Annotated in this window: 7 protein-coding genes and 1 pseudogene; 3 read left to right on the top strand and 5 right to left on the bottom strand. The window is 70.4% G+C overall.

Going from position 1 to position 13217, the window contains the following annotated elements; genetic code table 11:
* Positions 1–20: 20 nt before the first annotated feature.
* Complete coding sequence (locus WFQ67_RS26015; protein ID WP_213626435.1) at positions 21–920, bottom strand: LysR family transcriptional regulator; 900 nt, start codon at positions 918–920, stop codon at positions 21–23.
* Positions 921–1020: 100 nt separating this feature from the next.
* On the opposite strand from WFQ67_RS26015, the gene WFQ67_RS26010 reads away from it, so the two are divergent.
* The 3 genes from WFQ67_RS26010 (at position 1021) to WFQ67_RS26000 (ending at position 3621) form a co-directional block, all read left to right on the top strand.
* A complete protein-coding gene (locus WFQ67_RS26010; protein ID WP_337058602.1) occupies positions 1021–1902 on the top strand; it encodes an MBL fold metallo-hydrolase in 882 nt (293 codons plus the stop codon).
* A gap of 68 nt (positions 1903–1970) precedes the next feature.
* Positions 1971–2417 carry a DMT family transporter gene (locus WFQ67_RS26005; protein WP_173171554.1) on the top strand — a complete coding sequence of 149 codons (447 nt, stop codon included), beginning with the start codon at positions 1971–1973 and terminating at the stop codon, positions 2415–2417.
* Between the two features lie 82 nt (positions 2418–2499).
* Positions 2500–3621: a GGDEF domain-containing protein gene (locus WFQ67_RS26000; protein ID WP_213626436.1), complete on the top strand. Its 1122-nt coding sequence runs from the start codon at positions 2500–2502 to the stop codon at positions 3619–3621.
* Between the two features lie 9 nt (positions 3622–3630).
* Here the strand turns inward: WFQ67_RS26000 and WFQ67_RS30555 are convergent, their stop codons facing one another.
* The 4 genes and pseudogenes from WFQ67_RS30555 to WFQ67_RS25985 all read right to left on the bottom strand — a co-directional run bounded on the left by WFQ67_RS30555 (position 3631) and on the right by WFQ67_RS25985 (position 13121).
* Entirely contained in the window at positions 3631–4359 is a 729-nt protein-coding gene (locus WFQ67_RS30555) for a methyl-accepting chemotaxis protein (protein ID WP_442969632.1), read from the bottom strand.
* A 138-nt stretch (positions 4360–4497) separates the two neighbouring features.
* Positions 4498–5517: pseudogene (locus WFQ67_RS30550) on the bottom strand (HAMP domain-containing protein); the annotation flags it as partial.
* Between the two features lie 179 nt (positions 5518–5696).
* Positions 5697–8051 carry a peptidoglycan glycosyltransferase PbpC gene (gene pbpC / locus WFQ67_RS25990; RefSeq protein ID WP_244862944.1) on the bottom strand — a complete coding sequence of 785 codons (2355 nt, stop codon included), beginning with the start codon at positions 8049–8051 and terminating at the stop codon, positions 5697–5699.
* 159 nt (positions 8052–8210) lie between these two features.
* Positions 8211–13121, bottom strand: a complete 4911-nt coding sequence (locus tag WFQ67_RS25985) for an alpha-2-macroglobulin family protein (protein ID WP_337058601.1) — start codon at positions 13119–13121, stop codon at positions 8211–8213.
* Between the last annotated feature and the right edge of the window lie 96 nt (positions 13122–13217).

Here is a 13217-nt window from a genome sequence, read left to right as displayed (position 1 = left end):
TCAGCCCGGGAAGCTGCGGCTCAAACGTCCCAGTCGGGGTCGTCCTGTAGCCGTTCGGCCAGGTGGTCGAGCAGCAGACGCAGGGCCGTGGGCATCTGCCGGCGGGTGCCGTAGAGGGCGTAGATGCCCAGCTCCTGGGGCTCGTAGCCCGGCAGCAGGGGGACCAGGGCGCCGGAGCGCAGGTGCGCGGCCACCGAGTAGCGTGGCTGCAGGCTGATGCCCTGGTCGGCCAGGGTGGCCTCCAGCAGCACCATGGACTCATTGGCGCTGAGGCTGCCGTCCACCGGCACCGCGCAGGGTTCGCCGTCGCGGAAGAAGGCCCAGAGGCTGCGGCCGAAGAAGGAGTAGGTCAGGCAGTTGTGCCGGGCGAGGTCCTCGGGGCTGCGCGGCAAGCCATGGCGGGCGAGGTAGGCCGGGGTGGCGCAGACCACCGAGCGGCAGGTGGCGAGCTTGCGGGCCACCAGGTTGGGGTCGAGCTGGTTGGTGATGCGCAGCGCCAGGTCCACGCGCTCCTCGATCAGGTTCACCGCCTGGCTGCTGACCAGCAGGTCGACGCTCACGCCCGGGCAGTGCACCTGGAAGCGGCCGATCTCGTGCACCAGCCAGGCCTGTGCGAAGGACTGGCTGCAGGTGACGCGCAAGCGCCCGCGCGGCGCCTCGCGGCTGTCCCGGCCCAGGTGCTGCATGGCATCGGCCAGGGCGCAGAGCTCGCGACACTGCGGCAGCATCTGCTCACCGGTGCCGGTCAGGCTCAGGCGCCGGGTGCTGCGGTGCAAGAGGCGCGCGCCGGCCCACTCCTCGAGCGCGGCGAGATGGCGCGAGACCATCGCCCGTGACATTTCCAGGGCTTCGGCGGCGGCGGTCTGGCTGCCCCGCTCCACCACCTCGACGAAGACCCGCATGGCGGTTATCCGGTCCATTTCAACGCTCGGAATGTGCAACAAACAAGTGCGGATTATGGCGTTTTTAGCTGCATTACGAGCAACTATCCTGGGCGCCTCTTCCATCGAGGATTTCGCAATGGCCCCCTTCGCTTCCCTGCGCCGCCTGCTGGCCGGCGCCGCCCTGATCGCCGCCACCGGCAGCGCCCTGGCCCAGCCCCTGCAACTGCAGGTCTACAACCCCGGCGACAAGGCCGTGTTCCCGGTCACCTCGTCGCTGATCCTCGGCGAGCACGACGCCCTGCTGGTGGACGCGCAGTTCTCCAGCCACGAGGCCGACGAACTGGTGCGCCGCATCCAGGCCAGCGGCAAGCGCCTGACCACCATCTTCATCAGCCACGGCGACCCGGACTTCTACTTCGGCCTGGACACCCTGCTGCGCGCCTTCCCCGAGGCCAAGGTGCTGGCCACCGCGCCGACCATCGAGCACATCCAGGCCACCAAGGACCTGAAGCTCGCCTACTGGGGCCCGATCCTCAAGGACGGAGCCCCCAAGGCCCTGGTGGTGCCGAAGCTGCTGGAAGGCGACAGCCTGGAGCTGGAAGGCCAGCGCATCCAGGTGATCGGCCTGGACAGCGCCGACCCGGCCCACACCAGCCTGTGGGTGCCCTCGCTGCACACCCAGCTGGGCGGCGTACTGGTGAGCGGCAACATGCACGTGTGGACCGCCGACTCGCAGAGCGCCGAATCGCGCCGCAACTGGGTCGCCGCGCTGGACCGCATCGAAGCGCAGAAGCCCGAGCAGGTGATCCCCGGCCACTACCTGGGCGAACGCGCCGCCGGTCTCGACGACCTGCGCTTCACCCGCGACTACCTGAAGGCGCTGGAGCAGGAACTGCCCAAGGCCAAGGACGCCGCCGCGCTGATCGCCGCCATGAAGAAGCGCTACCCGGGCCTGGCCGGCGAGGCCGACCTGGAGCTCAGCGCCAAGGTGCTCAAGGGCGAGATGCAGTGGCCCTGATGCGCTGACGGGCGACAGCCCGGGGGGCGGGCGGCATACTGTGCGCCCCCCGAAAACAGGAGATACCCATGCCCAGTGCCTGGTGGCTGCTCGCCCTGCCCTTCATCGCCGGTGCCTTCCTGCCGTTGCAGGCCGGTATCAACGGCCTGCTGTCGAAGCAGGTGTCCAGCGTCATGAGCGCCGCGCTGATTTCCTTCCTGGTGGGCACCCTGGCGCTCTTCGCGGTGGCCGCCGTGCAGCGCGAGCTGCCCAGCTTCGCGGCGCTGAAGGGGCTCACCTGGTGGCACTGGAGCGGTGGCCTGCTGGGCGCCGTGTTCATCGCCACCGCCGCCTTCGCCGGCCCCCGCATCGGCGCCATGCTGTTCATGGCCCTGGTCCTCGCCGGCCAGTTGAGCATGGCCCTGGTGCTCGACCACTACGGCTGGGTCGGCTACCGCGAGGCGCCCATCAGCCTCGGCAAGATCGCGGGGATGGTGCTGATCATCGGCGGCGTGTGGATGATCCGTCGCGGCTGACGAACTGCGATAGCCATGTGCTGCTATCGGCCGAGGAACGCGATAAGCTCTGCCGATCCAGCCGTATTTGTGATCACAACACATGACTGACGCAGAGCTGCCGCAACACCCCGAGGGTTTCGCCCTCTGGCGCGAGATCCAGGACACCCGCATCCGCACGCGCCTCGGCGGCCTCTACTACCTGCTGGCCTGGCTGCTCGCCTGGCTGTTCAGCGCCACGCCCCTGCACTACCTCGGCCTCGGCCTCGCCGGCACCCTGTTCTTCGGCCTGATGCTGGCCGCGCGCATCCTCCACGTGCCGCCGAAGAACGGCTCGGAACTGGAGCTGCTGGGCTGGCTCAACCGCCACTGGACGCTGATCCTCGCCACCTGCCTGGCCTGGGGCCTGGCCCACGCCTGGGTGCTGCTGACCTCCGACTTCGCCGACTCGCGGATCATCGCCACCCTCAGCACCATCGCCTTCAGTACCGCCATGGCCTTCAACTTCGCCATGCGCCGGCGCCGCGCCGTGGTCGCCATCCTGCTGCTGTACCTGCCCGGCCTGATCGCCCTGGGCATCCACCCCGAGCCGCAGCGGGCCGAGCTGGTGACCCTGGCCTTCTACCTCAGCTACCTGGTGCTGGCGCTGTCGCGCAGCCACCGCGAATACCTGGGCACCGTGGAGCTGGAGCTGCAACTGCTGGAACAGCGCCAGCGCCTGGACGCCCTGAGCCGCACCGACGGCCTCACCCAACTGGGCAACCGCTATCAGTTCAACAACCTGTTCCCGGCCATGGTCGCCACCGCCTCGCGCCAGGGCTCGCCGCTGTCGCTGGTGCTCCTGGACATCGACTTCTTCAAGCGCATCAACGACGAGCACGGCCACGCCATGGGCGACCAGTGCCTGCAGCAGTTCGCCGAGCGCATGCGCGAGGTGTTCCGCCGCGACAGCGATGCGTTGCTGCGCCTAGGGGGCGAGGAGTTCGGCGTGCTGATGCCCGACACCGGGCTGAAGCAGGCGTCCAAGCTGGCCGAGGATTTCCGCCGCGACCTGGCGGCCAAGGGCCTGGTGCTCAAGGGCGAGCGCTTGCCGCTCACCGCCAGCCTCGGCGTCGGCTGCTACGACGCGCAGCGCGACGGCGATGCCGAAGCCTTCTTCAAGCGCGTCGACGACGCGCTGTACCAGGCCAAGGAAAAGGGCCGCGACCGCCTGGAAACGGCCTGACCCTCCCCGTCAGAGACGGAAGCTGCCCATCTGCCGGGCCAGGTCGTCGGCCAGCCGGCTGAGCACCTGGCAATCCTCGCGGCAGGCGCGTACTTCGCCGGCGGTGGCGCTGGCCAGGTCGGCGATGCCCTGGACGTTGCGGTTGATCTCCTCGGTGACCGAGGACTGCTCCTCAGTGGCAGCCGCCACCTGGTGGTTCATGTCGCTGATCTTCTCCACCTGCTCGGTGATCGCCGCCAGGGACGTGCCGGTGCGCTGGCTGGCCTCGACGCCGGTGCCGGTGGCCGACTGCCCGGCGTGCATGGAGGTCACCGCCGTCTCGGCGCCCGACTTCAGGCGCTGGATCATCTGCTGGATCTCGTCGGTGGAGGACTGGGTCCGGCTGGCGAGCGTGCGCACCTCGTCCGCCACCACGGCGAAGCCACGGCCCATCTCGCCGGCACGGGCCGCCTCGATCGCCGCGTTCAGTGCCAGCAGGTTGGTCTGCTCGGAGATGCCGCGGATCACCGCCAGCACCTGGTCGATGGACGCCACCTGGTTGGCCAGTTCGGTGACGGCGCCCGCCGCGCCGCCGATCTCCCCGGACATCTTCTCGATATGGTCGATGGACTCGCCCACCACCTTGCGTGCCTGCAGGGCCTCGTCCCGCGCCTGTTGCGAACTGAGGGCGGCGTTGCCGGCGTTGCGGGCGATCTCCTGCACCGTCAGGCCCATCTCGTGGACGGCGGTGGCGACCATGTCGGTCATCTCCTGCTGCTGCCCGGCGCGGCCGGCGGTGTTCTCCACCACCGTGGTCACCTGGCCGACGGCGGTGCGCAGGCTCTGGCTGGTGGCCAGCACCTCGCCGATCAGGCTGCGCTGGCCTTCGAGGAAACGGTTGAAGCCACGGGCCAGGTCGCCCAGTTCGTCGGCGCGGTTGTCGTCCAGGCGGCGGGTCAGGTCGCCGCCGCCACCGCCGATCTCCACCAGCGCGGAGGTCACCTGGCGGATCGGCCGCACCAGCCCCCGGGCGAGCAATACCACCAGCACCAGGAACAGCAGCGCCACGCCGATGCCCACCAGGCTGGTCATCACCAGGGCCTGGCGCGCGTCGCCGTAGATTTCCGCCTCGGGCACCTCGCTCACCAGCACCCAGTCGATGGACTGCAGCGGCTGGGCCAGGGCCAGGAAGACCTCGCCGTCACGCTCGAAGGTCACCGCCTTGCCTTCGCCGGCCAGCAACTGGCGGGCGGCGTCGGCGCTGGTCAGCTCCTGCAGCGTGCGGGTGTCGTTGTAGTCGGATTGCGGGTGGATCTTCACCTTGCCATCGGCGCTGGCCAGGTAGACGCGGCCGTTCTCGCCGAAACGGAAATTGCGGATCAGGTCGCTCATGCCGCTGAGGCTGTAGCCCAGCCCGGCGACGCCCAGGGTCTTGCCACCGGCGGAGACGCGCTGGTTGATGAACAGGGTCGGCTGGTGGGTGCTGGCGTCGACGTCGATGTCCAGCGAGCGGTCCTTGCTGCCGTCGACGAAGCCATAGAACCAGTTGTTCTCCTGGGGCCCGCGGGTGAGCGTGCGATTGAGGCCCTTGTCGGTGTAGTAGTTGCCCGATTGCAGCCCCACCAGGAAGGTGGTCAGCGCCTTCTGCTGCGCTTGCACGCCGGACAGGTAGCGGACGAAGTCCTGTTGCCGGGCCGGGTCCTCGCCGGCGCCCAGCCAGTCGTGAACCAGGCTGTTCCGGGCGATGCCCTGGGCGGCGGTGAGCGGCTCGGCCAGTACCCGCTCGAGGTCGTTGCGGATCGCCAGCGTGCTCTTGGGCAGCGCTTCCCCCACCAGGTAGCGGTCGGTGAGGCGGTTGACCACGGCGGAGTAGATCCCCACCACGATGAGGATGCTGGCCAGCAGGGCCGCGCCCATGCTGAGGATCAGCTGCCACTGAATACTGCGTTGCCAGAGGCGCATGGAGTTGTCTCCTGGGAATTTTTATAGGGCTCGGTGAAGGCGGCGGCAGATTGTATACAGATAAACGGACAATTCATCTTGTTGAAATGTACAAGCTCTTATCGCCCAAGGCCTATTCCCACTTGAGTCCAAACTCATTCGATCACGCTGAACTCCAGACGAGCGGTAGCGCCCGCCTCGTCCAGCAGGCTCAGCTGGTGCCGGCCGACCTCATCGAGCACCTGGTCGAAGGCCGCGTCCGCCGCTGTCTCGCCCAGGGGCCGGCCATCCAGGAACCACCAGCGCCGGCCGCTGCCGCCCAGCGCCGAGAGGCGTATCCGAAGCGGCCCTGCGCTGGCGGCGGGGCGGCGCAACTGGTCACCCGCGCGCAGGCCGACGATGGACAGCGCGGCGGCCGCCGGCGGCAAGGGTGGCGGGCAGTCCGGCGCGACCGCCGGCAGCCGCGCCGACCGGCGCTCGCGACGGGGCAGCCAGGGTTCCAGCGGTGCCGGCCACAACGCCAGCTCGTGCGCGCTGGCGCCCGGGCAGCCGGGGGCGGTGCGCAGGCCGCGCGCATCCAGCCACACGCTCTGGCGCAGGCCGAGGCCCAGGGGCTGGTCGGCGGCCTGCAGGGTCGGGGGGACGGTGCCATCGAGGGTCCAGGCCAGGCGCTGGCGACGGCAATTGCCGTCATCGCGAGGCAGCGACTGGCCGAGGGGCCAGCAGATGGCGGCGATGCCCACCGAGCCGGGCTTGTCGTCCGGCGGCTGGGCACTGCCGCGCTGGGCGTCGCGGTTGACCAGCACGTCGTGCACCTGCACCAGCAGCGGCGCCGCCGAGGCCAGGCCGAACTGGCCAGGCACCGGCGTGCCGTCGGGGCGACCGATCCACACGCCGACCAGGTAACGCGGTCCCACGCCTAGGGCCCAGGCGTCACGGAAGCCGTAGCTGGTGCCGGTCTTCACCGCCAGCGCCGGGCGCAGCGGCGGCAGCGCCTGCGGGTCAAGGTCCGGGCGTGACTGGCCGGAAAGGATGCGCCGCACGATCCAGGCCGCGCCGGGGGAGAGCAGGCGCTTCTCACGCAGGACGTCGTCGGGTTGCAGGCGCGGCGCCGCAGCGCGGCCCTGGCGGGCGAAGGCGGCGTAGGCCCCCACCAGGTCCTCCAGCCGCGCACCGGCGCCGCCGAGGATCAGCGCCAGGCTGGGCTCGGCGCCGGCCGGCAGCACCAGCGGCAGACCGGCGCTGCGCAGCTCGCCGGCGAAGCGCTTCGGCCCGTAGGCTTCCAGCAGTTGCACGGCAGGCAGGTTGAGGGAGGTGGCCAGCGCCTCGCTGGCCGCCACCGGGCCACTGAACCCCGTGGAGAAGTTGCCGGGGCGGTAGTCGCCATAGCGACGCGGCACGTCCTGCAGCAGGGATTCGGAGTGGATCAGCCCGGCGTCCAGGGCCATGCCATAGAGGAAGGGCTTGAGGGTGGAGCCTGGCGATCGCAGGGAGCCGACCATGTCGACATGGCCGAAGCGGCGGGCGTCGTCCATCTCCACCGAGCCGAGGTAGGCACGCACCGCCATGCTCGAGTGCTCGACCACCAGGATCGCCGCCGAGGTGCGCTCCGGCAGGCGCACGCGCCAGCCCAGCAGCAGGTCTTCCAGGCGCCGCTGCAGGCTGGCGTCGAGGGTGGTGCGGATCAGCTGTGGGCTGCCGGGGCGGTTGAGGCGGCGCGCCAGCAGAGGCGCGAGGCGCGGCTCCTGGCGCGGCGCCAGCAGCACCGGCTCCTCCAGCGCCTCGTCCACCGCTGCCTGGGGCCATACACCGTATTCGGCGAGTCGGCGCAGCACCTTGTCCCGGGCGGCGGTGGCGCGCTGCGGGTGGCGGTCCGGGCGCAGCCGGCTCGGCGCCTGGGGCAACACCGCGAGAAGCGCCGCTTCGGCGCGAGTCAGCTTCGAGGGCGGCTTGCCCAGGTAGGTCCAGCTGGCCGCCGCCACGCCCTGCAGGGTGCCGCCGAAGGGCGCGCGGTCGAGATAGAGGGTGAGGATCTCGTCCTTGGACAGGTGCCACTCCAGCTGCAAGGTGCGCCACAGCTGGCGCAGCTTGCCGGCGAGGGTGCGCGGGTGCGGGTCGAGCAGGCGTGCCACCTGCATCGACAGGGTGCTGCCGCCGGACAGCACGCGTCCACCGGCGAGGTTCTGCCAGGCCGCTCGCCCCAGGGCCAGCGGGTTGACCCCGGGGTGACGGTAGAACCAGCGATCCTCGTAGGTGAGCAGCGCCTCCAGGTAATAGGGCGAGACCTGCTGCGGCGTGACCGGGTAGCGCCACACGCCCTCGGCATCGGCGAAGCGCCACAGCGGCGTGCCGTCCTCGGCCAGCACCACCCGCGCCCGGTCATCCGCCGGCAGGGGCAGCGGGAACAGCCGGTCGGCGCACCAGAGCAGCGCCAGGAGCAGCAGCGGCAACGCGACCCAGCGGCGCCTCAGGAGGCGGCGGGCACGGTGCAGGGTGGAGGGGAACGACAAGAATGAGGGCTCCGAAGTGGGACCGTGCGACAGGTCGCTTCGAGGCGGCCTGGTGATGGGCTTCGCTTCGCTCTACCCATCCTGTGAATAAGCGGCGCGTTCGCGGGAATGACGGCACCTGACCGTCACCCTCGCGAACACGGGCCTGCTGGAAGCGCTTCAGCGGGCCTTGATCACCATTTCCTCCGGCGCGGCCCCCAGGGCCTGCCATTGCGGGCGGTACATGGACTCCACCTGGGGCGGCGGCACGCGGTAGCGGCCGGGGGTGACGGCGCGCGCCAGGTAGAGCAGGTGGGTGCGGTCGTACTCGTTGATATCCACTGCGGCCACGTAGCGGTCGTCACGGAACTCCTGGTGCTTGATCGCGGCGTTCTGCATCGCCTCCTGCCATTGCCTGACCTCGCTGCTGGCGTCCTGCAGGCTGGCGGAGCTTTGGCCCAGGTTCTGGTTCTCCGGCTCCAGGCCGGCAGGCAGCAGGTCGATCACCAGGGCGTCGGGAGCACGGACCTTGGCCTCCACGCCCAGGTGCACCAGTACCAGCTGGCCGCTTTCCAGGTTGCGGATGTCCAGCGGCTTGCCGTCCATGCCCAGGTATTCGCGGTGGATGACGAAGTTCTCGCCACCCGCCTTCGGTGCCTCGGCCGGGTAGCCGGACAGGGTCAGGCGCTGGTACAGCGGCACCTTGGTCTGGCTGGACAGGGTCAGGGGCTCGGCCACCTGGCTCTCGTCGAGCCTGGCGCCGCCATGGTCCTGGTCCAGTGCGCGCGTCTTCCCGCCGACACTCAGGCTCGCCTGCCAGGCGGCTTCGGGCTTGCCCAGCAGGCCGCGCCCGGCGAGGAACAGCGCGTTGCGCTCCTGGGTCGACAGCCCGTTGTCCGAGCCCAGCAGATCGGCGAGATCGAACAGGCGTGCTTCGCGGCGGTCGGCGGCGAGGTCGTTCTCCTCCAGCAGGGCGAGGATCATCGCCTGGTCACGCAGGCGGCTGCCGTAGTCGCCGAGCCAGAAGGTGTCGTCGCGCTGCACCGCCAGCCCGGCTTCCAGGGCCAGGTCGGCGCGGGGCTGGTCGCCCATGGCCTTGAGGGCCACGGCCAGCTGCACCAGGGGCAGGCCGGAACGGGACTCGGCGCGGCGCTCGAACAGGCTGCGCAGGGCGCCCAGGGGCGCCTGCTGGCTGCGGGCGAGCACGTAGCCGGCGTAGGCCTGCACGGCGAAGCGGCTGTGATCGCTGTACTGGCTGTAGCTCACTTCGATCAGGTCACGGTCCTGCAGGTAGCGCAGCAGCCGCTCGCTGGCCTTGGCCAGCGGCTCGGCCGGCACCGTGTAGCCCTGGTCACGGGCACGCAGGAGGAAGTCGGTGACGTAGGCGGTGAGCCAGAATTCCTCCTCGCTCTCCGCGCTCCACAAGCCGAAGCCGCCGTTGTAGCGCTGCATGCCCAACAGGCGCTCGACGCCCACCTCGATGGCCTTGCGTCGCTGCTCGTCCGACTCGCCCGTGATGCCCAGCCGCGAGAGGGTCGCGGCGTCGGCGTAGAGCGAGGGGTAGAGGCCGCTGGTGGTCTGCTCGGCGCACCCATAGGGATAGGCGCGCAGCGCGCGGATGTGTTCGCCGATGTTCAGCGGCGGGCGCGCGGACACCGCCAGCAGCGCTTCACGGCCGGTCGGCTGGAAGGCGTCCAGGGTGCCGGCGGGCAGGCTCCAGCTGTCGCCCTTGAGCACCGCGCGGAAGTTCTTCACCAGCGCCGGCCAGGCCGGGCGGATGCCCAGGGTCCAGTCGCGGGCGAAGGGCGCCAGGGTTTCGCCGGGCAGCTCCAGGCCGTTCACCAGGACCTTGATCCGCCCCTGGCCGTAGCCGCCGAGCGCACGCACCGGGATGCGCAGGGTGGTGCGCTGGCCGTCGGCCAGTTGCAGCGGCGCGGTCTGGCTGCCGGGGCTGTCGGCCAGGCGCAGCTGGCCTTCGGCCTCCAGGCGCACGTCCAGCGCCTGGGGCTTGCCGGAGAGGTTGGTCAGGTCCAGCGCGACGGTGCTTTCGTCACCTCCGGCGAGGAAGCGCGGCGCGGAAAGTTCGGCCACCAGCGGCGCGGCGACCACGGTCTTGCCTTCGGCCATGCCGTAGTGGTCGTCGCTCCAGGCCTGGGCCATGAGGCGCAGCTCGCCGTTGAAGTCGGGGATGTCGAGGCTGATCTCGCCCTCGCCCTTGTCGTCCAGGGCCACCGGCACGCTCTGCAGCGCCACCAGGCGCACTTCGGTATTGGGCCGCTTGCCGCCGGCCGCGAGACCGGCGTCACCACCGAAGGCCAGGGAGGCCAGGCGTCCCTGCCCCGCTTCGATGAGCTGGCCGTAGACGTCGAGCTGGTCGGCGCCATAGGCCTTGCGCCCGAACAGCGTGGCGAAGGGATCGGGGGTGGCGTAGTCGGTGATGCTGAGGATGCCGGCATCCACGGCGGCGACCAGCACGCGCACCTGGCGCGCCGGGCTGCCGTCGGCGTTCTTCGCCTGCACGTGCACCGCCAGGGGCTGGCTGGGGCGCATCTTCTCGGGGGCGCTCAGGGTCAGCGCCAGCTTGCGCTGGGCCCGCTCCAGGGGCAGGTGCAGCAGGCCCACGGCGCGCTTGGGCGTGACCCGCTCCTTGCGCTCGCCGGGACGCACCACCAGCGCGCTGACGTAAAGGTCGTGGCGCGTCCACTCGCGCGCCACGGGGATGTCGAAGGCCTTGCCCTCGGCGGGCACCTCGATGCTCTGCCACCAGAGCGGGCCGTCGGCCGACTCCACCAGCAGGTAGCCGCTGCCCGCGGCGGGCGGGGTGACGGTGACCCTGGCCACCTCGCCTTCGGCATAGGCGGGCTTGTCCAGCGCGAGCTTGACCTGGTCCGGGCGCACGGCGCCGCCGGCGGCGTTGTCCTGCCAGCGGTAGCCGGCCCAGAAGCGCAGGCTGCTGGTGACGCCGCTCTCCGGGTCCTCGACTTCGACACGGTAGGGGCCCCACTGCACGGGGAAGCTGACCCGGGCGGTGGCATTGGCGGCGACGTCGACCAGTTGTTCGTCGACGTTCAGGTACTTCTCGTTGTAGTGGTAGCTCCAGCCCGAGCCGTCGGAGTAGCTCCAGTAGTAGTCACGGCGCTCGCGAACCAGGCGGACCTTGAGCCCCTTGGCTTCCAGCTTGTTGCCGGCGGGGTCGGCCACCAGCAGCTCCACTTCGGCGGTGCCGTTGCTGTCGATCTCGTCGCCGTCGAACAGGCCACGCAGGCCGGGCAGGCGCGGCGCCGGCCACATCGGCTGCTCCAGGCGCCGGGTGACGGGCCGGCCACCGGATTCCTGCAGGCTGGCCTGCAGGGTCAGCTCCAGCGGCGAGCGTGCATTGGCCCAGCGGCTTTCGATCTCCAGGGCGCCCTTGCCCTCTTCGTCGAGCTTGGTCTCGTCCAGCTCGATGTCCTGGCTCAGTTCCTCCTCGGTCACCGAGCCGAACTGGTAGCCGGGCAGCGACTTCACCGCCTCGCGCAGCGGGCGCACGTAGAGCTGGCCGGTCAGGCGATTGCCGGCGGCCGGCGCGCCATAGAGGTAGCGGCCTTCGACCTGGAAGCGGGCGGCATCGCCGGGGGCCAGCGGCTCGTCGCTGCCCTTGAGCTCCAGGGCCATGCGCTCGGGGAGGAAGTCCTCGACCAGAAATTCATAGAGCTGCTTCTGGCCGTTGCCGAGGTCGATCAGCAGTTGCCAGTGGCCGGCGGGGGCATCGCCGGAAAGCGCCAGCTGGTACTGGTAGAGACCGCCCTCGTCGGGGTTCCAGACGAAGCGGCGGCTGACCTGTTCGTCCGGCCGGCGCACCTCCACGCTCACCGGCTGGGCGGGAACGGCGCGGCCATCGGCATCGCGCAGCAGGGCGTTGACCAGCACGGTCTCGCCGGGGCGGTAGAGGTCGCGCGGGCCGAAGACGAAGAACTGCAGCGGCTCGGCGGTCGCGCCGGCGACCTCGAACTCGGAGAGGTCCAGCGCCGGGGCGTCGAGGCGCAGCAGGCTGGTCTGTTGCCCCTGGCGCGCCACCAGCACGCGGGCCTTGTTGGTCAGCGGCAGCTGGGCATGGCCCTGGCCGTCGGTCTTGCCCTGGGCCAGGGACTGGCCGTTCTCGTCGAGCAGTTCCAGGCCGATCTCGCCCTGCGCCTTGCCGCCGTCCAGGGCCTGGGCGAAGACGTCGAGGCGATCGCGGAAGCGGTGGGCGGAAAGGCCGATGTCGCTGAGGCTGAACAGCGTCGCCGGGTTGGTGTAGTTGAAGCTGCCGGCGCGGCGCATCAACGCGATGTAGACGCCGGGCTGCTTAAGCGGCTCGATGCCGGCGATGGGCAGCAGCAGGTTCTCGCGGGTGTTGCGCGCGGGCTTGAGGTCGAAGCGACCGCTGTAGGCGAGGTCGGCCATCTTCAGGATGGTGTCGGCCTCCCAGTAGTCCAGGTTGCTGCGACGGCCCCAGCGCGACAGCAGCTTCGGCAGGGCGTCGGGGCGCACGCGGAAGAAGTCCACATCCACCGCGTCGACGTTGAGCGTGATCACCGGCAGCCCCTCGGCAAGCCGGGTCGGAAGCAGCGAGCCCTGGCTGGCGAATCCGACGCTGGGCTGCTGGTCACGCGTCTCCAGGCGGGTGACGCTCTCCTGCTCCAGGCGCGAGTCGTTCACCGCGCGCAGGCCGGGGTCGATGGTCAGGACCAGTTGGCGATTGGGCTCCAAGTGACGCAGGCGCAGTTCCATGAGACTGTCGTCGAGCTCCCAGGCACCGTCGACCTTGCCCTTTTCCTTGTCCACCAGGTGCAGGCGCTCGGCGAACGGCTGCTCCGGGTCCAGGGGCACGGAGAGGCTCACCGACAGCGTGCTGGCGCCGTCGACCTGGGTTTCGGAAACATCCACCACCTTGAGTTCGCGGCCGGCGTAGCGCTTGGCCAGCGCAGCGACGTCGGCCGGCACGCGCTTGGCCTCGGCGACCGGGGGTGCGGCGGCGGGTTTCTCGGCGGCATGTTCGGGGGTGGAGGAATCGCAGGCGGCAAGCAGCCCCAGCGAGAGGGCCAGTAACAATCCTTTGTACGACGACATGGTGACTCCGGGGAGGGGACGCGCAGGTGCGCGCGCGGCAACTATAGACCAGCCCCGGCAGGCGTAAAGCCGCCTTCTTCGCACTTTTGCACGGCT

It is taken from the genome of Pseudomonas sp. USHLN015, assembly GCF_037153275.1.
Lineage (GTDB): Bacteria > Pseudomonadota > Gammaproteobacteria > Pseudomonadales > Pseudomonadaceae > Metapseudomonas > Metapseudomonas tohonis.
Note: the sequence above shows the minus strand (reverse complement) of the source record. Positions and strands in the feature narration are given on the sequence as shown.

Bases quoted from the DNA above. Each gene is read 5' to 3' on its own strand.
- WFQ67_RS26015 (WP_213626435.1), bottom strand. From the start codon at position 920: ATGGACCGGATAACCGCCATGCGGGTCTTCGTCGAGGTGGTGGAGCGG.
- WFQ67_RS26010 (WP_337058602.1), top strand. From the start codon at position 1,021: ATGGCCCCCTTCGCTTCCCTGCGCCGCCTGCTGGCCGGCGCCGCCCTG.
- WFQ67_RS26005 (WP_173171554.1), top strand. From the start codon at position 1,971: ATGCCCAGTGCCTGGTGGCTGCTCGCCCTGCCCTTCATCGCCGGTGCC.
- WFQ67_RS26000 (WP_213626436.1), top strand. From the start codon at position 2,500: ATGACTGACGCAGAGCTGCCGCAACACCCCGAGGGTTTCGCCCTCTGG.
- WFQ67_RS30555 (WP_442969632.1), bottom strand. From the start codon at position 4,359: ATGGTCGCCACCGCCGTCCACGAGATGGGCCTGACGGTGCAGGAGATC.
- WFQ67_RS25985 (WP_337058601.1), bottom strand. From the start codon at position 13,121: ATGTCGTCGTACAAAGGATTGTTACTGGCCCTCTCGCTGGGGCTGCTT.